Source organism: Arthrobacter sp. lap29 (genome assembly GCF_032458965.1).
GTDB classification, from domain to species: domain Bacteria; phylum Actinomycetota; class Actinomycetes; order Actinomycetales; family Micrococcaceae; genus Specibacter; species Specibacter psychrochitiniphilus.
The window spans coordinates 49328-71069 of record NZ_JAUCEK010000012.1 but is presented as its reverse complement, the minus strand read 5'-3'; the positions used below and the strand labels follow the sequence as shown (position 1 = coordinate 71069).

Here is a 21742-nt window from a genome sequence, read left to right as displayed (position 1 = left end):
GGTCCATCACGTAAGACACGGCACGGCTCTTCACTTCAGGGGTGTACTGCTTAGGCATGCTATCCATTCTCTCAATAGAAAACGGCACAAAACCCGGGACGATTCAAACCCATTGAATACCTCTAAGAGAACGAGACGACAGCGGTCTTGGCCGCCCACAACGGCAATGACTTGAAGTCACGACGGAATCGGATGCTGCTGATCCTGCTCTACGACAGTGGTGCACGCGTTGGTGAGATCACCGCGCTCACACTTGGCGATCTGACACTGTCGAAGCCGGCCCACCTGATCCTCACAGGGAAACGGGACAAGAGCCGCGCCGTTCCCCTGGGTAACAAAACACTCGAACACCTTTTGGTCTACCTCGCGGAATTCCACCCGCAACACGCCACCGAGTCCGCTACACGTCCGCTCTTCTACAGTTACCACCGGGGCCAAGCAACCGCCCTTTCCATCGACACCGTCGCCGCGGTGCTCACCAAAGCCGGGGACCTCGCCCGCCAACGGTGCCCTTCGATCCCGGGGAAGCTGCACTGCCACATGCTGCGAAAAACCAAAGCCATGGACCTCTACACACAAGGCGTACCGCTGCCGATCATCATGCAGCTACTCGGCCACGAAAGCATGAGCACCACCTCAGCGTTCTACGCCTTCGCCACCCTCGACATGATGCGCGAAGCAATGAATGCGGCCACACCCGCCATCAGCGAAGCAAGCACCCAAGCGCTCAGTAACAACGAACTACAACTTCTCTACACCCTGAAATAGTCCAAAACAATAAGCCGAGGAACAGACTCAAAACCCCTGAATTACAGGGGCGAACAACCTCGGCTTAGCGGATTCCTCAGCATAATCCGCGTTATACCCAATTTGGTTTAACACGAACCATGGATTTCAATACACCCCGCGCGAACTGGCGGCTTGGTGTACCGGAAATAATAGCCGCCAGTCGCCGGGGCCAAGGGCGGGTGTTGGGATTGCCGTGGCTGAGTCATTTTCTCGTCCGTGAAGAACGAGTTTTACCACCACTACAGCTTTGACACCCGCCAAGAAGCCATGCGGGCCACCATGCGCTACATTGAGGTCTTCTACAACCGGTGGAGACCACACATGTGCCAGATGTCAGCATCGTGTCGGAATGGGTTCTATCTCCTCCAGAGGATAGACAATCCAAAATAGCTTACTTATCAAGCGAATATTTTATCCGAAAAAGACAGTAAAAGCCCTTCAGCTTTGCAACATTTTCAATAATCTTAGAGATTTTTAGGGTTCAAATGAAGTATCTTAATATAGAAGCAATATCTGTTAGCATCGTGTATGCGGGAGTTGCTCAGAGGTCAACACGCCGCCTTCCACCAGGTCTCTCCTCTGATTAGCAAAGGAATCTCTATGTCTGAACGCGCAGCACACTCATCGCGCACGAGGCGCCGCTTTACCCCCCTTGCCCTAATAACGGGGGCCGTAGGGGTTATCTTGCTCTCGTTGTCGGTTACCGGATCCTTGTCCGGATTTACCGCTAGCATCACCAACAACACCAACACTGCCGCTTCAGGCTCTTTGGTTATGCAGGAACAGGCCACGGTCGATACAGTCACCACGACGTGTCTGAGCACGGACAATGGCAGCGTCTCCACAAATAGCGCCACTTGCTCAACTATTAATAAATTTGGTGGCAGCAAGGTTATGGTTCCGGGTGGGCCCGCAGTTGTCACAGCGATCACGATCAAAAACCTCGGTACCACTGATGCCAAGACATTTACGTTGACTCCGGGCGCCACCTGCACTCAGTCCACCAATGGAAGCCTCAACGGCACTGCGACTGATTTGTGCACAAAGATCAACGTAGTGATCACTTCAGGGGCAACTACCGTGTTCACAGGTACGGCCGCTTCCCTTGCTGGCGCGCTCCCCGCGGCACTGACGATGCCCGCCGCACCAGCGGCAGGTGCCACCATTCCGTTCACTATCTCCGTGACTTTGAACGCAAACTCCGGTAATTCCTACCAAGGTCTGGCCGCTTCTCTTCCTCTAACGTGGACCTTCGCAAACTAACTATCCATGGCCAGTGCCGGTGGCTGTCTATTCTCTCCTAGGCACCGGCCTGCGCCTGCTTCATTGTGAGGTTCACGCTAGGATGACGGAAACAAAGACCAAGAGGCTTCTCCGAAAGGAGACCAACAGGCCGGGCCATCGTGCCCGGTCTGCACCAGTTACTCACAGCCACCCCAAGACCCGTGTAGTAGCTTCAGTAATCTCATTTTCACTCGTGGTCGGAGTTTTACTGACAGCCATCGTGTTCTTCTTCATCGGGGGGCGATGGTTCATCATTACTACACCCTCAATGGGTGAAAGCGCTCCGGTAGGGACACTTGTTCTGACACTTCCCACTCAAGCCTCAGAAATTTTGTCTGGGGAGGTCATTACTTTTCACCCTCCCACAACACCGGAGGAAACCTATACCCACCGGGTTCAAAGCACTTCACGGGACGGTCAGCTCACCACACAGGGGGACATCAATGGCGCGACGGATCCGTGGACCATCAGTCAGGGCGACCTCATCGGCCGCTCTATCTTGCTACCCGGTCTTGGTTGGCTCATACGAGCCCTACCAATCCTCCTGATAGGAATAGCGCTGTTGTGGATCCTCACCCGCCTCTACACTCACAACATGTGGCGAGCTCCGCTGCGGATCATGGGGATCCCCTTCGTGGTGTCCAGTACCTCATTCATCCTCAAGCCCTTCGTAAGCATGACGATTCTGGCAACCGATGCCACCTCCTCCGGCGCAAACGCCGCAGTAGTCTCCACAGGGCTGCTGCCCATACGTGTCCAAGCCGTAGGAGGTTCCTACACAGACTTGGCAAGCGGCGGTGTGGGCCAGCTCAGCATCCCGTCTCTGTCCGAAAATGGCGCCTACCAAATTACCTCAACACTCCACCTCGCTCCTTTAGGGTGGGCCATACTCGCGACCGTATGTTTACTGCCCCTACTGTGGTGTTTACTCGTAGGATTACCCCCGACACCGGCAAAACGCCTGGGCTCCGCATGAGCGCGTCCCAACCATCGCTCCGCACCACACCCGCACGAAATCAGCGGCGGATCACAGCTATCGCGCTGGTCGCAGTATTGACGTGTTTATGTCTGGCAGCCATCCTTACACCGACTAGTTCCGCCGCCTACCTAGCGAAAATAACCAACAGCACAAACAAGGCCGTGACCGCCACCTATTTCACTTGCACCGGGGCCGTTCAGGCCGACTCCACAAACGCTCTCTTCGCGTTCCGTCTCGATGAAGCCTCGGGTTCAACCTCCGCAGCCGATTTCTCCCCACAGCAAACCCCCGGTCAGTACCAAGGATCGATGACCAGCAACCGCACCAACGGTGCCTGCCCACGCGACTCCCCCGGTGCTTACGTGCTCAATGGAACCACCAGCTACCTCACCACTACCTGGCGCACAGGGATTAACACATTCAGCCTAGAGATTTGGTTCAAAACCACAAACGCAGGCGGGAGACTCATCGGCTTTGGTAACACGCAAACAGGCGCCTCTGTCCAATCCGATCGCCATCTCTACATGAGCAATACCGGACAAATCGTCTTCGGCGTAAACCCCAAAACAATAAAAACTATTATTAGCCCACAAGCCTATAACGACGGTGTCTGGCACCACGCAATTGCTACGCTCTCAACGGCAGGAATGAAACTCTACCTCGACGGTCAAAACGTCGCCTCCGACCCAACAACGACTACCGCGCAAGACTTCAACGGGCATTGGCGCATAGGCTACGACACACTCAACGGCTGGGGCGCCACCCAACCCACCAACTTCTTCTTCAATGGAAGCCTTCGGTTCGCATCCGTCTACCCCATGGAACTCACACCCACCCAAATATTTAGCCACTACAACGCCGGTCGCTAAGAATGCTCAAACCTGTGCCTGATTATCGCGTCTGATTGAATACCACTTTCGCAGTTTGTTTGGGACCTACCTTGCAGCTCGCAGGGTCATGACCCGCAATTTGGTCGCAGCCCACCCCACCATTGAGTTCAACAGGGTGACTTTCCTACGATTGAATTCTGTAGTGCAGTTGAGGGTAGAGATATTCGCTAACATCCGTCCGGACCCCGGGTCCAGGTGCGGTCGATTCGCTGGCTTACACGGGCGCATCGAATATTGTGCAGAATGGTCCGTCAGGCTTTGGCCACAGCCATCACTTCCCATATTCATGATTGGAACAAATCCGTCTCTAATTCTGCAACGATGGCGGGAACATTGAACAGGAGCACTTCGAGGAGAACGGTGGGTCATGGACAAAGCCACCCCCGCGAATAGGGACACCCCCATGGTCTCAGCAAGCGTCAGAGAAATCGACCGTGGGCTGCCACGAGCCTGCCAACAGATCTCCCATACCCTCGACTATGCCGAACACGGCGTCGTGGACCCCTACGTGCACTGCGAGTCACGCTCCAGCGGGCACGCCGAACTGCCCATCATCGATGAGGCCGACCGTCTCAAGGCCGCCGGCCTTGAACAAGTGCGCGACTATTTCGACCGGCACACCATGGGCGTCATCCTCATCGGGATGCCAGGGATTGAAAAACGCCTAGCCCGCTACCCGCAGCTCTACAGCCGCATTGGCTTCGCCCACGAATACCGCCAGCTCACCCTCGAAGAGCTCACCGCCGTGCTGACCAACCGCTTCGCACCAGAACGTGAGGCACTTGACGGCGGCATCACCCATGCCACAGCCATCGCGACCATCGTCAGGATCACCGGTGGAAACTTCCGTCTCGTCGACAGGTTACTGACCCAGATCGACCGCGTGCAAACAGTCAACAGCCTCACCGGGCTCACGCCCGAGATTGTCGACACAGCGCGGCAGGCCCTGCTCATCGGCCTTGAAGCACTGCGAAAAACACGCCACTTACCATTGCTACCGCGGGAGAAAGCTGTCAATAAACGCCGTGCAGGTGGCTTGCATCCGATCAAGGGTCATGTGCGCGGACCCAATCAGAACCTGGATTGCCAAACCGTCCATCATAGCCACGTAGGCGTCTGAAAATGCCGCCAGATCAGGAATATCCAGAAGGCCCTCGTCGCGGGCCTCCGTGGCAGCCTCAAGGACGGCACGGCGCCAGTCACCGTAATAGACATCATTGATGGCGGCCAGCGGCAGCGAACGCAACGCAGAAACCCACAGCTCAAGCCACACTCGCCATGACTCAATGGTGACATCAGAGCTGGGGAGATAGCCGCTGGCAAGTTTGCGAAGCCGCTGAACCGGGTCGTCGTCCTCCGCAAGGTAATTCTCCCGGCGCTCCACAGATTGCTCATATTGGAAACGGAAAGCTTCAACCAACAGCTCATCCTTGGAGGCAAAATAATAATGCACCGTGCCGGTGCTGTAACCGGCAATCTTGGCCACGTCCGCAATTCTCAGATCACGAAATCCGCGTTCGGAGATCACTAAGCGCGTTGCCTCCAGAATCTGGTGACGCCGCTCTGCAACTGCACTTGGACGAGCCATAGCCTCAATCTTCTCTCTCACAATGTGGATACTGCTTTGACTCTAACCCGCGCCAGAGCAGTAGCTGTTCAGGGTAGATTCAAAATTCTCCGGGGCGTAAGCACAAGGCCGTACCCTCAGCGGACACGGAAGGTGTCAGGAAGCGCCACGCAAGCTGCGCAACAAACAGCTCAAGGTTCACGTCTTCGTGGTCATATTCTTAGTGCCAGCACCCCTCCTCCTGCTTTTTCGAGACTGGATGAGTGCCATCACTGGCAGGCCCAGCACTGCCGCAATAATGGCAACAATACCCAGTATCTGTACAGGCAACAGCCGCTCCCCCAACGCAGCAACTCCAATCAGGGCAGCAAGTGCCGGCTGTGAAGTGTCCACAAGTGAGGTGTATGTAGCCCCCAGCCGCTTCAGCCCAGCATAATAAGCAGCCAACCCGATGGGGACAATCACCACCCCATGCAGGGCAAGGTATCCCATGCCAAGACCAGACGAGGGAAATTCCAGCTGCCCAGTCAACAGCGCGGCAATGACACTAGACACGCCAGCACCTAGCAATACCAGGCTGGCTGCCGTCAACGGCGGAGTGTCCCCCACCGTTGCACCTGCCGCAAAAACGTAGAATGCATACCCCACCGCGGTCACCACGGCCAACATCATCCCAGCACTAGAACCGATCCCCACGGAATTTGATAAAACAATAATCCCCACACCGCTCAAGCCAAGGGCTAGCAGCAAGATTTCTGCAACCCTGGGAAATCGATGCACGCGCAGAGCCACAAGTATGGCAACAAGAGCCGGATATATGTAGATGATCGCCACCGTGATCGAGGTATCCAGCCGCTCCAGTGCAGCGAAGTACGCCCACATCTGCGGTCCGAACAGCAGCGCACCGAGCAGTATCAGCCGCCAGGCAATACTTCTGGCCACTTTTTTCTCTCGCATGAGCCGTGACACCAGCCACAAGACAATGGCGGCGATCAAACATCTGAACGCCACAAGGGAGAGCCCGTTGAGCTGCGCGGTGTAGGCGAGTCTGACAAACGCTGGAGTGCTCGCGAAAGCAACAGCCGAGAGGAGAACGAATCCCACACCCACTGTGACGGCAACAGGCCCTGTTCGCGGTGTCACGGCTGTGGGTTGCTGATTTACATCAGGCTGCACGGCCTGTCCTTCAACCAGTGTCACTAAGGTCCAATCGCATGCTAGAAGTGAGAAGCATCTTTGCTACTCAGAGGAAGGCGTAGTCAAACCGCCGCTTTTTTACTATCAGACTGGGGCGAACGCCGTCTCAATGGCCAGCAATTGATCGGCAGTGAAGGCCAACGCAGCCTCACGCAAAGTAATGCCTTCAGCTGCCGAGCGGTCAAACATGTCCGTGACGATTCTGCGCATCTCGGTGCGAATTTTCCGTTCTGACTGTTCGGCATCGGCGTCTATGTCACCAAAGAGCATCCACCACCACCAGGCGTTAGTTCCGGAGTTGGCAACAAAGTCAGGCACTACGTGGACGCCGCGCGCAATCAGCAGGCTCTCCGCCTCAGGAAGCACAGGCATATTGGCTGCTTCAACTATCAACGAGGCGCCCACCTCTTGCGCATTCTCAGCGGTAATGGCGTAGGAGATGGCAGCCGGCACCAAAACATCTGTGGGAATGGAAAGCCACTGCTCGGGCGGCAACTGCGTGTCCTCGGCCCGCAGGCATGAACGGTCAATCTCGCCGAACGAATTTCGTGAGGCGAGCATGGCTTCCACATCCAGCCCCGCCGGATTCACAATCACGCCGTTGGCATCTGCAATTCCCACAACAATCATTGATGCCCGCGCCAAGTATCTAGCCGTTGCACCGCCCATGGAACCGAACCCCTGGATCACCACCCGTGATCCAGCATGGGGGCGCTGAATTTTATCCAAGGCCGTCAATACGGATTCGGCAACTCCCAACCCACCAACCAGCTCATCCAGACCAATCCCATCCACTGTGATGGTGAATGCCTGACTGAGCCGCGCTATGGCTTCCTCACAATTCTCTAGCAATGGGTAGATGGCCTGAACGGAGCTTTCAACGCCGAGCTCGCTCAGCACCTCATCGATGAGCTTCTGCTGCAACCCCAGATCTTCGCCCATGGTCCAGTGGGCTTTAATTAGGGCACTGACACTTTGTAAGTATCGCTTGAGCACGCCACGCATGTGCATGTCATGCGGATCGCAATCAATGCCGCCCTTCGCCCCACCAAGCGGAACATAAGCGCTGTCCGGACGGTAGTGCAGGCTCTCTTTAAGGGTCATCCCCTGAGCAAGGCCGCGAACTTCCTCCAAGGTGCAGCCTTTGCGCATGCGAAGCCCGCCACTACAGACGCCCCGGACCAACCTGTCAATCACCAAGAAACCCTTACAGCCGGTTACCGGATCGGTCCATGTCACTTCCATCAGCGGCGGGCGCGGTGTTGGGCGCATTTCATCCTGGACACTGACCGGCATGAGATGGCTCCTCGCTTTTTGAGAACATTCTTACTGAATGATTAGTCAGTATTCACGCAGCAGAGAAGCTTGTCAAGAGCCCTATTTTTCAGGCGCCACAGCACCTAACGCGGACTGGTCCACAGCCAGTTCCCAGGCAACTTGGCGAACCAGCCACGCACGCAAATCTGCGCGACTAATGGGCTCCTTATGGACCACCATCCGCACGGCGAGCCCATCCAGGAAAGACGTCAAGCGCGTAGCTGCCTCAAGGGAATTACTGGACTGGAAGACCCCGTCCGAAACCCCCGCATCAATGACGCTGGAAATCGCCTTATTCCATTGCCGATGAAGGTCTACCAAAACCTCCGCCAACGCCACGTCCCGCATGGCGGCGGACCATGCATCAACCCAAATCTGCCACCCCCTAGCCTGCCCTGTTGGGGCATACCACTCCAAGGCCGCCATGAGGAGTTCGGCAGGAGAGCCAGAACCTCGCATGATCCGCCCTAGTTTGAGCAGGTCCCTTTCCGCTGCGTAAGTCAGTGCGTCAATCAGCAGCCTTTCCTTGGTCTCGAAGTGATAAATGATCAGTGCAGAACTAACGTCCATAGCGTCAGCCACATCAGCAATCCGAACTGCCTGCATTCCCTTTTCTCGAATTTGCTTGACAGTTTCTGCCAGTACCTCAACCCGGCGCGCCTGGGCATTCATCCTCTTCATAACCGAAACCCTATCCCGTACAACGAAAATACTGGTGGCGAACAAAAAGTTACACACAAGCCGTTGACATTGGCTGTGACACACGGCACAGTCTACTTATTAGCTGTATGGCCAGTCAGTAATCATGGTCTTCTTTCAAGAATGAAGGGCGAAGTCTCACATGGCAAAACATCGACTCACAACTCTGGCAGCGGTGGTAGCTGCCGCCAGCTTGGCGCTGACGGCTTGTGGCAGTTCAACACCAGCGGCCAACGACGGCGGACCCGCAGCTTTTGGTGAATGCCAGCTCTACGGCGATGCCGGGTCAATATCCCTCACACCGGTCACCCCGGATACGCTCACGGTTCAGACAAATCTGCCCTCACCCGGCTGGTGGAAGGGTATCTCTCCGGAAAAGATCACCGGAGGGTTTGAATATTGCCTGGCCGCCAATATTGCCCACCGTGCGGGCTTGAGCAAACTCAAAGTAGTCAATGCCTCTTTTGATGCCCTGGTTGCCGGACAGACCAAGGATTACGACATCGCCATGGCCCAGATCTCCATCACTCCCGAACGGGAAAAAGTGGTCCAGTTCTCCAAACCGTACTTTGATTCCAATGTTGCAATCTTGGCCAAAAAGGGTGCGGATGTGACAGCTGCGAACATGAAGGACAAGAAACTGGGCGTGGCCTTAGGAACAACAGCTGTGGAGTTTGTCCAGAAGAAGATCAATCCGAGCACACCGGCACGGGTCTTCCAAGAAACCGACGCCATGGTGACAGGTGTTGCTTCCGGCCAAATTGACGCCGCCCTTCAGGACACTGCCATCATGCTTGGTTTTGCCAGCGGTTCCTCCGGCGCCCTCGAGGTTATAGGACAGTACAAAACGGGTGAACAATATGGCGCCATTTATCCCAAAGGTTCAGTGAACGCGGCGGCCATGGATGCCGCCATCGAATCCATGTCCACGGACGGCACGCTTGAGAAGCTCTCAGCGGACTGGCTTGGACCCACGTTGGGTGGCGATCCGGCCAAGATTCCAGTGTTCCCCACCCCATGAGCACCACGAACCCCACCACGGCCGGTGACAGCCTGCAAAAGAGTAGTTTGCACGCACCCCCGCCCACCGTAACGCCCTTTACTATTGCCGCGGTTGCTGTGGTGGCATTGACCGCCGCGGTGTCTTATTACGCCCTGATATGGCTCTTTGCTTACATTTATCCCAACGGTGCGTCCGGGCTGTTCACGGCACTCTTTGTTGCGCTGTGGTTGGCGGCTCTCATTCCGCTGATTCCTGCGGTGCAGGCCATGGGTAGATCCCAAAAGGCCAACGCGCTCTTGCGTTCCCATGATGTAGTGGGCGCACGGCACCATGCCGCCCTTGGGCGGGAAGCAGCCTTGACGAGCATGGGCTATTCGGCAGCCATTTTGGTTCTCGCTACACTCGTTGCCTTTGTCAGCACCAAAGACGGTGCCATCGCCTCAACATTTTTGCGGCCAGCATTCATCGCACAGGCCTTCTCAGATGTTCTCGCTGCATTTTGGGTCAACGTACGTGTTGCCCTCGGAGCCGAGGTACTAGTCCTTGTCCTGGGCTTGGGTATTGCCATCATGCGCATGTTGCCAGGGCGCGCCGGACGGCCCCTGCGGGTGCTGGCAATTTTATATACGGACATCTTCCGCGCTATTCCCGGAATCATTGTCCTCTACCTTGTCGGCTTTGGTTTGTCCTTGGCTGAGGTGCCCTTCTTCAAGGATCTGCCACCGATCTGGTTGGCGATCTTTGCCCTCACCTTGACTTACAGCGCCTATGTAGCCGAGGTGTATAGGGCTGGGCTTGATTCAATTCATCGCAGCCAATGGGCTGCCGCCCGCTCCCTGGGGCTCTCATACCCTCAGGCCCTTCGCACCGTCATCATTCCCCAAGCGGTCCGGCGCGTCATTCCTCCGTTGCTGAACGATTTCATTGGTCTACAAAAGGACACCGCCCTAATTGGTGTCATGGGTGTCATTGATGCCTTCACCCAGTCCCGGCTGATTGGTTCTGCGGTGTTCAACCTGTCCCCCGTGACCGTGGTGGCGATCATCTTCGTTGTGGTAACTATCCCCCAGTCACGCTTTGTTGACCGGATGCTAGAAAAAGACCAGGCCCGCCAGCGCTCAGGATCAAGTTAGGATAACCATGCATTTTCTACAGATTCGCGATCTTCACAAGTCTTATGGTTCCCTGGAAATCCTCAAGGGGGTCACCCTGGATGTGGCACGGCATGAGGTGGTGTGCCTTATTGGCGCCTCCGGCTCCGGAAAGTCCACCTTGTTGCGCTGCATCAACGCCCTGGAACCCATTGATTCGGGCACAATCCTGGTCAACGGCGATCAGGTCACGGGACTGGGCGTGGATTTGAACGCACTGCGACGCAATGTGGGAATCGTCTTCCAGTCCTACAACTTGTTCCCCCACATGTCAGTGCTGAAGAACATCACCTTGGCCCCCACCATGGTGGGGGGCGTATCCAACGAGGCTGCCGAGCAGCGGGCCCTGGAGCTACTGGAGAAGATAGGTCTGCGGAACAAGGCCGGCTCCTTCCCTGACGCGCTGTCCGGCGGCCAGCAGCAGCGCGTGGCTATTGTTCGTGCCATGGCCATGGACCCCCAGGTATTGCTGCTCGATGAAATCACCGCTGCCCTGGACCCGGAACTTGTTGGCGATGTTTTGGAGATGATCAGGGAACTTGCCGTGGATGGGCTGACGATGCTCTTGGCCACTCATGAGATGGGTTTCGCCAGGGAAGTTGCCTCGCAGGTGTGCTTCTTGCACCAAGGGAAGATTCTTGAACGTGGAACACCCCAGCAGGTCTTTGAAAACCCGCAGGAGGAACGTACACAGCAATTTCTTAGCCGTGTGATCCAAGCTGGCAGGCTCTAGAGAAACTGGCGACGCCGTTTGGCACCGGCGGCAGCCATACCTTGCCCGATGTAACAGAGGGACACACAAATTTCCAAGTGTTATTGTGTGCCGCATACCGTAGAGAAATGACTTCCACAGCGAGCACCCCACGCGTCTCAAAACTGCCCAAGTGGGCGAGTTCCTTCGGCGTACAAATCATTGCCGGCCTCATTGCCGGCCTAGTACTGGGCCTGATCGCCCGTCAGCTTGGCACTGACCCTGAGACCGAAAGCAACGGGCTCATGACCACGTTGGGCCTGATTGGCTCCAGCTACGTCTCCATTTTGAAGGCAGCTGTGGTTCCGCTGATCTTCACCGCCGTTGTCTCCTCGATTGCCAATCTGCGCCAGGTCACCAACGCCGCACGCTTGGCGTGGAACACCCTGCTGTGGTTCGCTATCACGGCTCTGATCGCAGTGACCATCGGGATCGCGCTGGGTACGCTCATCCAGCCTGGAGCAGGCACCGGAACAGCCACTCCCAAGGATTACACCGGCAAGACTGGTGATTGGTGGGCCTTCCTGATTGGCTTGTTCCCGTCCAACTTCTTAGGTCTGGGCGCCACCACCAAGGCTGCCGAATCCGGCAACCTTGTGACCAGCGTGAACTTCAACGTCCTGCAGATCCTGGTCATTGCCATTGTCATCGGTATTGCGGCACTGAAGGTTGGCAAGGCTGCTGATCCTTTCCTGAAACTCAACGGTTCAGCCCTGGCTGTTATTCAAAAGGTGCTGTGGTGGATCATTCGCTTGGCACCGATTGGCACCGTCGGCTTGATTGGAAACGCCGTAGCCTCTTACGGCTGGACCACCATTGGCTCACTGGGCAAGTTCACAGTAGCTATTTACCTGGGCCTGGCACTGGTGCTTTTTGTGGTCTACCCGATCCTGATCAAGTCACACGGGCTCTCCATCAAGCAGTACTTCTCAGGCGTTTGGCCTGCCGTGCAGCTGGGCTTCGTCTCACGCTCTTCCATTGGCACCTTACCCCTGACCCAGCGTGTGACCGAGCGTAACTTGGGTGTTCCTCGCGCCTATGCTTCCTTCGCCGTGCCGCTGGGCGCCACCACCAAGATGGACGGTTGCGCTGCCATCTACCCGGCCATTGCAGCCATCTTCGTGGCACAGTTCTTCGGTATCCAGTTGGACCTGGGCCAGTACCTGCTCATCGTGCTGGTTTCCGTCCTCGGATCAGCAGCAACCGCAGGCACCACGGGCGCTGTTGTGATGCTCACCTTGACACTGTCAACGCTGGGACTGCCGCTGGCCGGCGTCGGACTTCTGCTGGCAGTTGACCCGATTTTGGATATGGGCCGTACCGCCGTCAACGTTGCAGGCCAAGCCCTGGTCCCCACCATCGTCTCCAAACGCCAGAACATCCTGGATGAGGCGCTGTACAACGCACCCCGCAATGGCAACCCGTTCGCTGATGACTCCGATGATCTGCTCCAGGATGTGACCGGCGCCACCACCGCGGCTGACACCGGCGTGGATACCGATGAGGTTGATCCGAAGCGCCAGACGGCAAACGTCTAAGCCGCAAGCAAGCTCGCTGTTCGTGTACACATCCCGTTAGGGCCGGTCTGCTGACCTCGCCTTAGCGGGATGTTTGCGTAAGGGCGCTGTCACCTGTGGCAGTTCCCCACAGCACTGGCCCGTATGATTCCTAACGCAACGAATTTTCAGCACCGAACATTTAGGGACCAGCAATGATCATCGTCACCACAAACGACCTGCCCGGCTACAAGATTGACGCAGTTTTTGGTGAGGTCATGGGCCTCACCGTGCGCTCCCGCCACGTGGGCGCACAGTTCACCGCCAGCTTCCGCTCCTTGGGCGGCGGAGAACTGCCCGAAATGACCAAGGCCCTCTACGAAAGCCGCCAGGAAGTTGTGGCCCGCATGGTTACCGAAGCCCAGCAGAAGGGTGCCAACGCCATTGTTGCCACCCGCTTTGACACCTCGGAAATGGGCGGCACCTGGACAGAGGTCTGCGTCTACGGCACCGCAGTCTTTGCCATTCCGCTGGGCGCGGGCGAACCCGGCGCAACCGGCCAGTCGGTCTACCTTTCCCAGAACCCCCAGGGCTAAGAGCTGCCGGGCTGAGAACCCCCAGGTCAGGAGGCTGGGTGCCAACCGCAGCCGGCACCCAGCCTCCTCCACAGCAACTTTCACCGCACCCTGGATGGCTACTTGCACTTAGTGCATCTTTGCACTTAGTGTAGCAATATGAGTTTTCCTGAATCTCTCCCTCTCACGGTGGCGCCCACGTCCCGGCGTGAGCTCAATAAGGCAGCCACCCGTGAAGCAATCGCACTAGCTGCACTAGATTTTCTTCGCAGCGGTGACTTGAACACTTTCACTGTGGATGACGTAGCTGAAGCTGCCGGAGTATCCCGGCGCACCTTCTTTAACTACTTCTCCTCTGTGGAAGCGGCCGTTGCAAGCTTCACCCAGAACTATCTGGATCAAGTCATTGTGGAATTGGAAGCCCGCCCGGCTGGCGAGCCGCTTCTGGAGTCCGCACAAATTGCGCTCTCCGCCCTAGGTAATGCCCACGATCTGGGCATACTGGCAGAAACTTTTGCACTCACCCAGGACCCTCAGCTCAGCCGTTTCCAACTTCAAGCGTGGGATGAATGCAGCACCAAGATCACCCAATTCGCCCGGGACAGGATGCCTGCAGGCACAGATGAGCTGTTCCTCTTCACCTTGGTAGGTGCTGTTATTGGCGGTGGGCGGGCCGCCTTCCTGGTCTGGTTTTTAGAACATGGAACCGATGTCACGCAAGCATCGTTGAGCGATCTACGCAACAAACTCCAGGCCGCTATTTCCCTTATTCGTCAAGGCTTCCCCAACTAGGTCTACCCGCTGGCGCAGTTTCTGCGCAGGCACTACATGAAAGAACGGATTGATCATGGCCCTTTGGCTTTATCGATTAGGGCGCTTAGCCGCCCGCCGCGCATGGCTGGTTATTGCCGCTTGGGCGGTCATCATGGGTTTGGTGGGTGGCGCTGTTGCACTGTTCATGGGCCCCATGTCCAACAACTTCGAAATTCCTGGCACTGAAACCCAGCAGATGGCGGATAAACTCCAGGCGGAGCTACCGGAAGCCTCCGGGGGTACCGGGGCAGTGGTGTTCACCAGTGCTGACGGATTGCAGTTCACCTCCGCCCAGGAGAAGAACATCACCGCGGCCTTGCAGTCCGTGACCTCCGTTCCTAGCGTCAAGGGTGTCATTGACCCCTTCCTGGTGACGGCACAGAAGGAAGCTGGCGCAGCGCAACTAGCCGACGGCGCCAAGAAACTTGCCGCTGGAGAGGCCCAAGCTGCCGCCAAAAAGCCTGAACTGGACGCAGGCCTGAAGGGCGTTGCCGCAGCTAAGGCCAAACTAGATGCCGGCCAAGCCCAGCTCGATGCCCAAAAGGAGCAAATTGCGGCCCTTCCGGCCGGCTCCCCTCAGGCCCAAGGGGCTGCCGCGCAGCTCGCTGCCGGTCAAGCCCAACTTGATGCGCAAAAGGCACAGTGGCAGGCCGGCAAGGATAAAGTTGACGCCGGGCAAGCCGAGTACGACTCCGGGCAGGCCACCTTGGCTGCCAAGCGGGCCGAACTTTCGATCGGCCAGCGCAAGGCAGATGCGGCCGCGGGTATCCTTTTTGTGTCTGAAAACGGCAAGGCCGCCATTGGCCAGATTCAGTTCTCCGAGTCAATGAACGCTGTGACCCCAGCCAACCGGCAGCTGGTTCAGGACAAGCTCAACGTCCTGGAGACTGACGGCGTAACGGTGAACTACAGCAAGGAGATCGTCGAAGACGTCTCGGAGCTGTTTGGGATCTCCGAGGTGCTAGGTATTGCGGTTGCCGCTGCCGTGCTGTTGATCATGTTGGGTACTTTTGTTGCTGCAGGCCTGCCCCTGCTCATGGCTGTTGTGGGCGTAGGCATTGGTGTTGGCGGCACCATGGCCCTGACCACGGTTATTGAAATGTCCTCCATCTCCCCCATGCTGGCCTTGATGTTGGGGCTTGCGGTAGGCATTGATTACTCCTTGTTCATTGTGAACAGGCACCGCCAGCAGCTGTTGGCGGGCATGGACGTGCGGGAATCCATTGCCAAGGCCACAGGCACCTCAGGTAATGCAGTGACCTTCGCCGGTTTGACCGTGGTTATTGCCTTGGCAGCACTCTCGGTGACGGGATTGCCGTTCTTAGCCATCTTGGGCCTGGCCGCGGCGGCCACCGTGGCAGTTTCCGTGCTGATTGCCCTGACCCTGACACCTGCCCTGCTCTCACTGATTGGCACCCGGATCATTTCCAAAAAGGCGTGGGCTAAAAATACTGTTGCCACTGCCAAGCATGAGGCCACGTTGGTGGGCTTGACTAAGACTGAGCAGGGCGCCGCCGATGAAGCCGCGGACATTGCTCGCAGCGCCCGAGGCTGGGGTGGCCTTGTCACCAGGCATCCCCTGATCTCACTCATCACCGCTGTCTTAGCACTAGTAGTCATCGCGATCCCGGCTACCGGTCTGCGTTTGGCCCTGCCCGACGGCGGCTCCGAGCCTGTCGATTCCAGCGCCTACCAGGCGTACTCCATTACGGGCAAGAACTTTGGTGAGGGCATGAACGGGCCCATCATCGTAGTAGCTTCACTCCCGGCAGGGCTGGATGAAGCACAAGCTACCGTACTGAATTTGGATGTTGCTGATCAGTTGCGTTCTGTTCCCAACGTCATCGCGGCAGTTCCAGTCACGCTCAGCGCGGATAACCGCACTGCTGTGTACCAGGTCATCCCGAAGGAAGGACCAGCCAGTGAAAGCACGGTCCAGGTTGTTCATGATCTGCGCAGCGAAGGCGCCACCATCTTGGCTGATCATGATGTGAGCATTGGATTGACGGGCCAAACAGCTGCCAATGTTGATGTCTCCGAGAAATTGGGTGCGGCGCTTCCGCCCTACCTGGCCATTGTTGTGGGACTGTCCTTGATCCTGTTGATCCTGGTCTTCCGCTCCATCCTGGTGCCGTTGCTGGCAACGGCCGGCTTCTTGCTCTCACTGGTGGCAGCCTTTGGCGGCGTGGTAGCCGTCTACCAGTGGGGCTGGCTCGGTGGGATCTTCGATGTGCCCAACCCAGCTGCGGTTCTGAGCTTTTTGCCCATCATCTTGATAGGTGTGCTGTTTGGACTGGCTATGGACTACCAGGTGTTCATCTCCTCAGGAATGCGGGAAGCGTACGCCCATGGACAGGATGCCAAGCAGGCTGTGCGCACCGGGTTCAAACATGCAGCACCCGTTGTCACCGCCGCAGCGATCATCATGGTCAGCGTGTTCTCCGGCTTCATTTTCAGCCACCTGACCATGGTGCGCCCCCTCGGCTTTGCCTTGGCATTTGGTGTTCTCATTGACGCGTTCGTGGTCCGCATGACCATTGTTCCGGCCGCCATGCACCTCATGGGCAAGTCGGCATGGTGGATCCCGAAGTGGCTGGATAAAATCCTGCCTGACGTTGATGTTGAGGGTGCCAAACTCGCCAACCTGACCGGTCCTTCGGATGCCTCAGAGCTGGAGCCGGTGCAGGTCAACGGCTAGGACCGCACGCCGGCGGGCACAAATCGTCATCTAAAAATCGAGTACGCAGCTGTTGGCCAGCCAAAGAGGCCCACCAGCTGCGTACTCGATTGCGTTTCTGCACAATGGCCCAGTGTCACCAACCGCAGCCCGTGCAACCGCAGCCGTGCAACCACAGCCCGTGCAACCGCAGTGCGCACTGCACTAGAGTGGTGATCTACGGCACATTCATGCGGGATTAGCGCGGCCGTTACCACCCACACGCAGGCAATGGAGAAGTAAATGTCCCCCCTACGCCACCTTGTTGAGGACCTGCCCGCCATGCGTGCGCTGGTGCGTGAATCCTGGTTACGTTCTCTGAAGACCCTGACCACGCCGGCCGGGCTCACCCCGCCGCTGGTGTGGGAAAGCCGTGAACTGCTCGAAATCCGCCAAGATCACCCCTTGGCCTCGATCATGCCCGTCATCACCAAGCTGCTAGTAGAGCCCAGCCGCGATACCGGGCTGCTGGTGGCCGTGGGCGATGAGCATGGCCGGCTCCTCTGGGTGGAGGGTGACTCGAGTGCCCGGCGCAACGGCGAAATCATTAACTTTGCTACGGGGGCCGACTGGTCTGAGACGGTGGTGGGAACCAGCGCTCCTGGCACCGCCCTGGTGCTGGGAAAGAGTGTGCAAATCACCGGCCAAGAGCATTTCAGCTCCGCCGTCCATTCGTGGAGCTGCACAGCGGTTCCCGTGCACGATCCCGATTCCGGCTCCCTGCTGGGAGTTGTGGACATTACGGGCGGCGCCGAGGCCGTGGGCGCCAACACCCTCTCCCTGGTCCAAGCCACCGTGGCTGCCGCAGAATCCCAGCTGCGGATCGAACGGCTGGAACAACGTGCCGCAATCAGGGACACCGGCACCCGCACCACCAACACGCCCAGCACCACCAAGCCTCTGTACCGGGATAGCTTGCAAATTTTAGGGCGCGATCAGGGCCTGTTGCACGTGGCCGGCCAGGCTGTAATTCTCAGCGAGCGGCACACCGAAATCCTGACCATGCTGGCCCTGCACCCCGGCGGGCTCACTGCCGAAGAACTCACCGGCAAGATCTATCCCGCCGGCTCATCCCTGAGTAGTATCCGGGCGGAAATGGTGCGGCTGCGCAAACTCCTGCTGTCCGCCGCACCCAGCCTTGTCCCGGAATCTCGCCCCTACAGGCTGCCGCGCGCGCTCGTGGTGGACGCCGAGCAGGTCCGTCATTATCTTGACCGTGGCGCGCACCGCCTGGCCCTGAAAATATACCCGGGCGAGCTCATGCCCCGCTCCCTGGCGCCCGCCATTGAGGCGCTCCGGAGCAGGTTGGCGATCCACGTGCGTGAGGCCATTCTCACCGATGCCAGCCTGGAAACTCTGCTGGGTTACCTCCAGCTTCGCGAAGCCGCGGACGACGTCGATGCCTGGCGCACAGCACTGCGTCTGCTGCCGCCGCGCTCACCCAAGCGCTCCGCCGTGGTGGCTCATCTTGAGGCGCTGGAGGCACTGGAGGGCTAAGTTGCGAGGACGCCCTGCCTCTCCAACGCCGCCCCAAGCCACAGCCGCCAACTCTTTGCTGTTCACCGCGTCTGCTTCTGTGGGCGAGAGTGAGGCTTTGTTCAGCGTTCCATCCAGCTTTTTTACCAACCCCTCGCGCCCGTGTGATCTAGCTCATGCAACGTGGTTGCAACGTGGCTCCCCGTACGCTTCTGGTCAAGGACACCGATGTCCCCCACCGCGAAGGAGTTTCCACCATGGCTGTTTATGCACAACCCGGTACCGAGGGTTCAGTAGTAACGTTCAAGGACCGCTATGAAAACTGGATCGGCGGGGAATGGGTTGCCCCCGTCAAGGGCGAATACTTCGAGAACATCACCCCCGTGACCGGCAAGGTCTTTTGTGAAGTGGCCCGCGGCACGGCCGAGGACATTGAGCTGGCGCTGGATGCAGCGCACAAGGTGGCACCAAGCTGGGGCGCCACCTCCGCCACGGAGCGGGCAGCCATCTTGAACAGGGTGGCTGACAGGATTGATGAGAATGTGGAACTGCTCGCCGTTGCAGAATCGTGGGATAACGGCAAGGCAGTGCGTGAAACCCTCAACGCTGACATCCCGCTGGCCGCCGATCACTTCCGCTACTTCGCCTCCGTGGTCCGCGCCCAAGAAGGCCGCCTAACCCAGATCGATGAGAACACCACCGCCTACCACTTCCACGAGCCGCTCGGTGTGGTGGGCCAGATCATCCCCTGGAACTTCCCCATCCTGATGGCCGTCTGGAAGCTGGCCCCAGCACTCGCTGCGGGCAACGCCGTGGTACTGAAACCGGCAGAACAAACCCCCGCCTCCATCCTGGTGTTGATGGAACTGCTCGCAGACATCCTGCCCGCCGGCGTCATCAACGTAGTCAATGGCTTCGGGGTGGAAGCCGGCAAGCCGCTGGCCTCCTCCAAGCGCATCCGTAAGATCGCGTTCACGGGTGAGACCACCACGGGCCGGCTCGTCAGCCAGTACGCCAGCCAGAACCTGATCCCTGTCACGCTCGAGCTGGGCGGGAAGAGCCCCAACATCTTCTTCGATGACGTGATGGAGAAGGATGACGCCTTCTACGACAAGACACTTGAAGGTTTCACCATGTACGCCTTCAACCAGGGTGAAGTCTGCACCTGCCCCTCGCGCGCACTGGTCCAGAGCTCCATATATGAAGCCTTCATGGCCGACGCCGTAGCACGCACCGAAGCCATCATCCAGGGCAACCCCTTGGACACGGACACCCAGATCGGCGCCCAGGCCTCCAATGACCAGATGGAGAAGATCCTCTCCTACATGGACATCGGCAAGCAGGAAGGCGCCAAGGTCCTCACCGGCGGCGAGCGCAACATCCTGCCAGGGGACCTTGCCGGCGGCTACTACGTCAAGCCCACCATCTTTGAGGGCACCAATGACATGCGCATCTTCCAGGAGGAGATCTTTGGCCCAGTGCTGGCGGTGACCAGCTTTGATGACTATGCCGACGCCCTGCACATTGCCAACGACACCCTCTACGGTCTGGGCGCTGGCGTCTGGTCCCGTAACGGCAATGTTGCCTACCGTGCCGGCCGGGAGATCCAGGCCGGGCGCGTGTGGGTCAACAACTACCACGCGTACCCTGCCGGTGCCGCGTTTGGCGGGTACAAGTCCTCCGGTATAGGACGTGAGAACCACGCCATGATGCTCGATCACTACCAGCAGACCAAGAACCTGCTGGTCAGCTACAGCGAAGACAAGCTCGGCTTCTTCTAACCCTCCCCGCACGCTATCCCAGCAATGGCGTGTTTCCTAGGAACGCTATCGCTGTAATGGTTGGTTTTTTGGGATCCCTATCCCAGCAATGCCAAGCACGACGCCGGGCACCTCCCGCAGGTACCCGGCGCACCCAGCCACCCTGCCCCACCCACAGAAAAGAGATCCTCATGTCTACGATGCAAGCAGCAGTTGTCACCGAATTTGGCGCACCTCTGCGTATTGAGCAGTACCCTCTTCCCACTCCCGGCCCGGGGCAGGCACTGGTCAAGCTGATCGCCACCGGCGTCTGCCACACCGACCTCCACGCGGCTGAGGGAGACTGGCCCGTACAGCCCAGCCCGCCTTTTGTCCCCGGCCACGAGGGTGTGGGCGATGTTGTGGCAATTGGTGAGGGTGTCACTTCCCTCGCGGTGGGTGACCGGGTGGGCAATGCCTGGCTGTGGACGGCATGCGGGGATTGTGAATACTGCCGCACAGGGTGGGAGACCCTGTGCGAATCGCAGGAAAACGGCGGTTACAGTGTGGACGGCTCGTTTGGCGAGTACATGCTGGTTGATGCTGACTTTGCGCCCCGTATTCCCGACGGACTTGACCCTGTGGAGATCGCTCCAGTGCTGTGTGCCGGCGTCACCGTGTACAAAGGCCTGAAGATGACCGAGGCCCGTCCTGGCCAGTGGGTTGTCATCTCAGGAATTGGCGGGCTCGGGCACATTGCGGTCCAGTATGCCGTAGCCATGGGGCTGCGCGTGGCCGCCGTGGACATTGCCGAGGACAAGCTCGCCCTGGCCCGTAAACACGGTGCCGAAATCACCGTCAACGCCGCCAACGAGGATCCGGTTGCGGCCATTCAGCGCGAAACCGGAGGCGTTCACGGCGTGCTGGTGACCGCAGTTCACCCGGCGGCATTTGGCCAGGCGATCGGCATGACCCGCCGCGGCGGCACCATCGTCTTCAACGGCCTTCCCCCGGGTGACTTCCCGGCACCCATCTTCGAGGTGGTACTCAAGGGTCTAACGATCCGCGGGTCCATTGTTGGCACTCGCCAGGACATGGAAGAAGCAATCGACTTCTACGCCCGCGGCCTGATCCACCCCACAGTCGCCACCCGGAGCTTGGGAGAAATCAACGAGGTCCTCGAGGAAATGCGTGCGGGAAAGATTGACGGCCGCGTGGTCATCAAGTACTAAAAAATATCCTGGTTCCGGGCCGCTGCTCCCATTGCGTCCCGGCACCAGGATCCACCCCTCATCCCCTT

Annotated in this window: 19 protein-coding genes and 1 pseudogene; 16 read left to right on the top strand and 4 right to left on the bottom strand. The window is 58.2% G+C overall.

The genetic code is table 11. The features are described from left to right. Positions 1-147 precede the first annotated feature (147 nt). The 6 genes and pseudogenes from RY113_RS17100 to RY113_RS17075 all read left to right on the top strand — a co-directional run. A complete protein-coding gene (locus RY113_RS17100) occupies positions 148-768 on the top strand; it encodes a tyrosine-type recombinase/integrase (protein WP_315915588.1) in 621 nt (206 codons plus the stop codon). A gap of 237 nt (positions 769-1005) precedes the next feature. Continuing rightward, on the top strand, positions 1006-1179 hold the full coding sequence (locus RY113_RS17095; protein WP_396334259.1) for an IS3 family transposase: 174 nt from the start codon (positions 1006-1008) through the stop codon (positions 1177-1179). A 210-nt stretch (positions 1180-1389) separates the two neighbouring features. Further along, complete coding sequence (locus tag RY113_RS17090; protein ID WP_315915587.1) at positions 1390-2052, top strand: hypothetical protein; 663 nt, start codon at positions 1390-1392, stop codon at positions 2050-2052. Between the two features lie 289 nt (positions 2053-2341). Continuing rightward, on the top strand, positions 2342-3049 hold the full coding sequence (locus tag RY113_RS17085) for a S26 family signal peptidase (protein WP_315915586.1): 708 nt from the start codon (positions 2342-2344) through the stop codon (positions 3047-3049). Positions 3050-3213: 164 nt separating this feature from the next. Next, positions 3214-3921, top strand: coding sequence for a LamG domain-containing protein (locus RY113_RS17080; RefSeq protein WP_315915585.1), 708 nt, complete (start codon positions 3214-3216; stop codon positions 3919-3921). 388 nt (positions 3922-4309) lie between these two features. Further along, positions 4310-4597: pseudogene (locus tag RY113_RS17075) on the top strand (AAA family ATPase); the annotation flags it as partial. Between the two features lie 339 nt (positions 4598-4936). Here the strand turns inward: RY113_RS17075 and RY113_RS17070 are convergent. The 4 genes from RY113_RS17070 to RY113_RS17055 all read right to left on the bottom strand — a co-directional run bounded on the left by RY113_RS17070 (position 4937) and on the right by RY113_RS17055 (position 8704). After that, positions 4937-5530 (bottom strand): TetR/AcrR family transcriptional regulator, encoded by a 594-nt coding sequence (locus RY113_RS17070; protein WP_315915583.1) that lies wholly within the window; start codon positions 5528-5530, stop codon positions 4937-4939. Positions 5531-5707: 177 nt separating this feature from the next. After that, positions 5708-6685 (bottom strand): DMT family transporter, encoded by a 978-nt coding sequence (locus RY113_RS17065; RefSeq protein ID WP_315915581.1) that lies wholly within the window; start codon positions 6683-6685, stop codon positions 5708-5710. 105 nt (positions 6686-6790) lie between these two features. After that, on the bottom strand, positions 6791-8002 hold the full coding sequence (locus tag RY113_RS17060; protein WP_315915579.1) for a Glu/Leu/Phe/Val dehydrogenase dimerization domain-containing protein: 1212 nt from the start codon (positions 8000-8002) through the stop codon (positions 6791-6793). A gap of 81 nt (positions 8003-8083) precedes the next feature. After that, a complete protein-coding gene (locus tag RY113_RS17055; protein WP_315915578.1) occupies positions 8084-8704 on the bottom strand; it encodes a TetR/AcrR family transcriptional regulator in 621 nt (206 codons plus the stop codon). Positions 8705-8864: 160 nt separating this feature from the next. Between RY113_RS17055 and RY113_RS17050 the strand changes: the two genes are divergently transcribed. The 10 genes from RY113_RS17050 to adhP all read left to right on the top strand — a co-directional run bounded on the left by RY113_RS17050 (position 8865) and on the right by adhP (position 21674). Beyond that, the gene (locus RY113_RS17050; RefSeq protein ID WP_110104527.1) at positions 8865-9743 is read left to right on the top strand and encodes an ABC transporter substrate-binding protein; all 879 of its coding nucleotides are present in this window, start codon (positions 8865-8867) and stop codon (positions 9741-9743) included. Continuing rightward, positions 9740-10858 carry an amino acid ABC transporter permease gene (locus tag RY113_RS17045; RefSeq protein ID WP_110104528.1) on the top strand — a complete coding sequence of 373 codons (1119 nt, stop codon included), beginning with the start codon at positions 9740-9742 and terminating at the stop codon, positions 10856-10858. Before RY113_RS17050 ends, RY113_RS17045 begins: the two co-directional genes overlap by 4 nt. Before the next feature lie 7 nt (positions 10859-10865). Further along, on the top strand, positions 10866-11609 hold the full coding sequence (locus tag RY113_RS17040) for an amino acid ABC transporter ATP-binding protein (RefSeq protein WP_315915576.1): 744 nt from the start codon (positions 10866-10868) through the stop codon (positions 11607-11609). A 107-nt stretch (positions 11610-11716) separates the two neighbouring features. Continuing rightward, positions 11717-13165: a dicarboxylate/amino acid:cation symporter gene (locus RY113_RS17035; RefSeq protein ID WP_315915574.1), complete on the top strand. Its 1449-nt coding sequence runs from the start codon at positions 11717-11719 to the stop codon at positions 13163-13165. 173 nt (positions 13166-13338) lie between these two features. Beyond that, a complete protein-coding gene (locus RY113_RS17030) occupies positions 13339-13719 on the top strand; it encodes a YbjQ family protein (protein WP_110104531.1) in 381 nt (126 codons plus the stop codon). A gap of 138 nt (positions 13720-13857) precedes the next feature. Continuing rightward, positions 13858-14490 (top strand): TetR/AcrR family transcriptional regulator, encoded by a 633-nt coding sequence (locus RY113_RS17025; protein ID WP_315915573.1) that lies wholly within the window; start codon positions 13858-13860, stop codon positions 14488-14490. 55 nt (positions 14491-14545) lie between these two features. Beyond that, on the top strand, positions 14546-17209 hold the full coding sequence (locus tag RY113_RS17020) for an MMPL family transporter (protein ID WP_315915572.1): 2664 nt from the start codon (positions 14546-14548) through the stop codon (positions 17207-17209). Positions 17210-17470: 261 nt separating this feature from the next. Next, positions 17471-18724: a GAF domain-containing protein gene (locus RY113_RS17015; protein ID WP_315915571.1), complete on the top strand. Its 1254-nt coding sequence runs from the start codon at positions 17471-17473 to the stop codon at positions 18722-18724. Between the two features lie 236 nt (positions 18725-18960). Beyond that, positions 18961-20484 carry an aldehyde dehydrogenase family protein gene (locus RY113_RS17010; RefSeq protein ID WP_315915593.1) on the top strand — a complete coding sequence of 508 codons (1524 nt, stop codon included), beginning with the start codon at positions 18961-18963 and terminating at the stop codon, positions 20482-20484. A 179-nt stretch (positions 20485-20663) separates the two neighbouring features. Then, positions 20664-21674, top strand: a complete 1011-nt coding sequence (adhP, locus tag RY113_RS17005) for an alcohol dehydrogenase AdhP (RefSeq protein ID WP_110104536.1) — start codon at positions 20664-20666, stop codon at positions 21672-21674. Positions 21675-21742 lie beyond the last annotated feature (68 nt).

What these genes read in the sequence shown, in the direction of transcription:
- RY113_RS17090 (WP_315915587.1), top strand. Translation starts at nt 1,390, where the DNA reads ATGTCTGAACGCGCAGCACACTCATCGCGCACGAGGCGCCGCTTTACC.
- RY113_RS17085 (WP_315915586.1), top strand. Translation starts at nt 2,342, where the DNA reads ATGGGTGAAAGCGCTCCGGTAGGGACACTTGTTCTGACACTTCCCACT.
- RY113_RS17070 (WP_315915583.1), bottom strand. Translation starts at nt 5,530, where the DNA reads ATGGCTCGTCCAAGTGCAGTTGCAGAGCGGCGTCACCAGATTCTGGAG.
- RY113_RS17060 (WP_315915579.1), bottom strand. Translation starts at nt 8,002, where the DNA reads ATGCCGGTCAGTGTCCAGGATGAAATGCGCCCAACACCGCGCCCGCCG.
- RY113_RS17055 (WP_315915578.1), bottom strand. Translation starts at nt 8,704, where the DNA reads ATGAAGAGGATGAATGCCCAGGCGCGCCGGGTTGAGGTACTGGCAGAA.
- RY113_RS17050 (WP_110104527.1), top strand. Translation starts at nt 8,865, where the DNA reads ATGGCAAAACATCGACTCACAACTCTGGCAGCGGTGGTAGCTGCCGCC.
- RY113_RS17045 (WP_110104528.1), top strand. Translation starts at nt 9,740, where the DNA reads ATGAGCACCACGAACCCCACCACGGCCGGTGACAGCCTGCAAAAGAGT.
- RY113_RS17040 (WP_315915576.1), top strand. Translation starts at nt 10,866, where the DNA reads ATGCATTTTCTACAGATTCGCGATCTTCACAAGTCTTATGGTTCCCTG.
- RY113_RS17035 (WP_315915574.1), top strand. Translation starts at nt 11,717, where the DNA reads ATGACTTCCACAGCGAGCACCCCACGCGTCTCAAAACTGCCCAAGTGG.
- RY113_RS17030 (WP_110104531.1), top strand. Translation starts at nt 13,339, where the DNA reads ATGATCATCGTCACCACAAACGACCTGCCCGGCTACAAGATTGACGCA.
- RY113_RS17025 (WP_315915573.1), top strand. Translation starts at nt 13,858, where the DNA reads ATGAGTTTTCCTGAATCTCTCCCTCTCACGGTGGCGCCCACGTCCCGG.
- RY113_RS17020 (WP_315915572.1), top strand. Translation starts at nt 14,546, where the DNA reads ATGGCCCTTTGGCTTTATCGATTAGGGCGCTTAGCCGCCCGCCGCGCA.
- RY113_RS17015 (WP_315915571.1), top strand. Translation starts at nt 17,471, where the DNA reads ATGTCCCCCCTACGCCACCTTGTTGAGGACCTGCCCGCCATGCGTGCG.
- RY113_RS17010 (WP_315915593.1), top strand. Translation starts at nt 18,961, where the DNA reads ATGGCTGTTTATGCACAACCCGGTACCGAGGGTTCAGTAGTAACGTTC.
- adhP (WP_110104536.1), top strand. Translation starts at nt 20,664, where the DNA reads ATGCAAGCAGCAGTTGTCACCGAATTTGGCGCACCTCTGCGTATTGAG.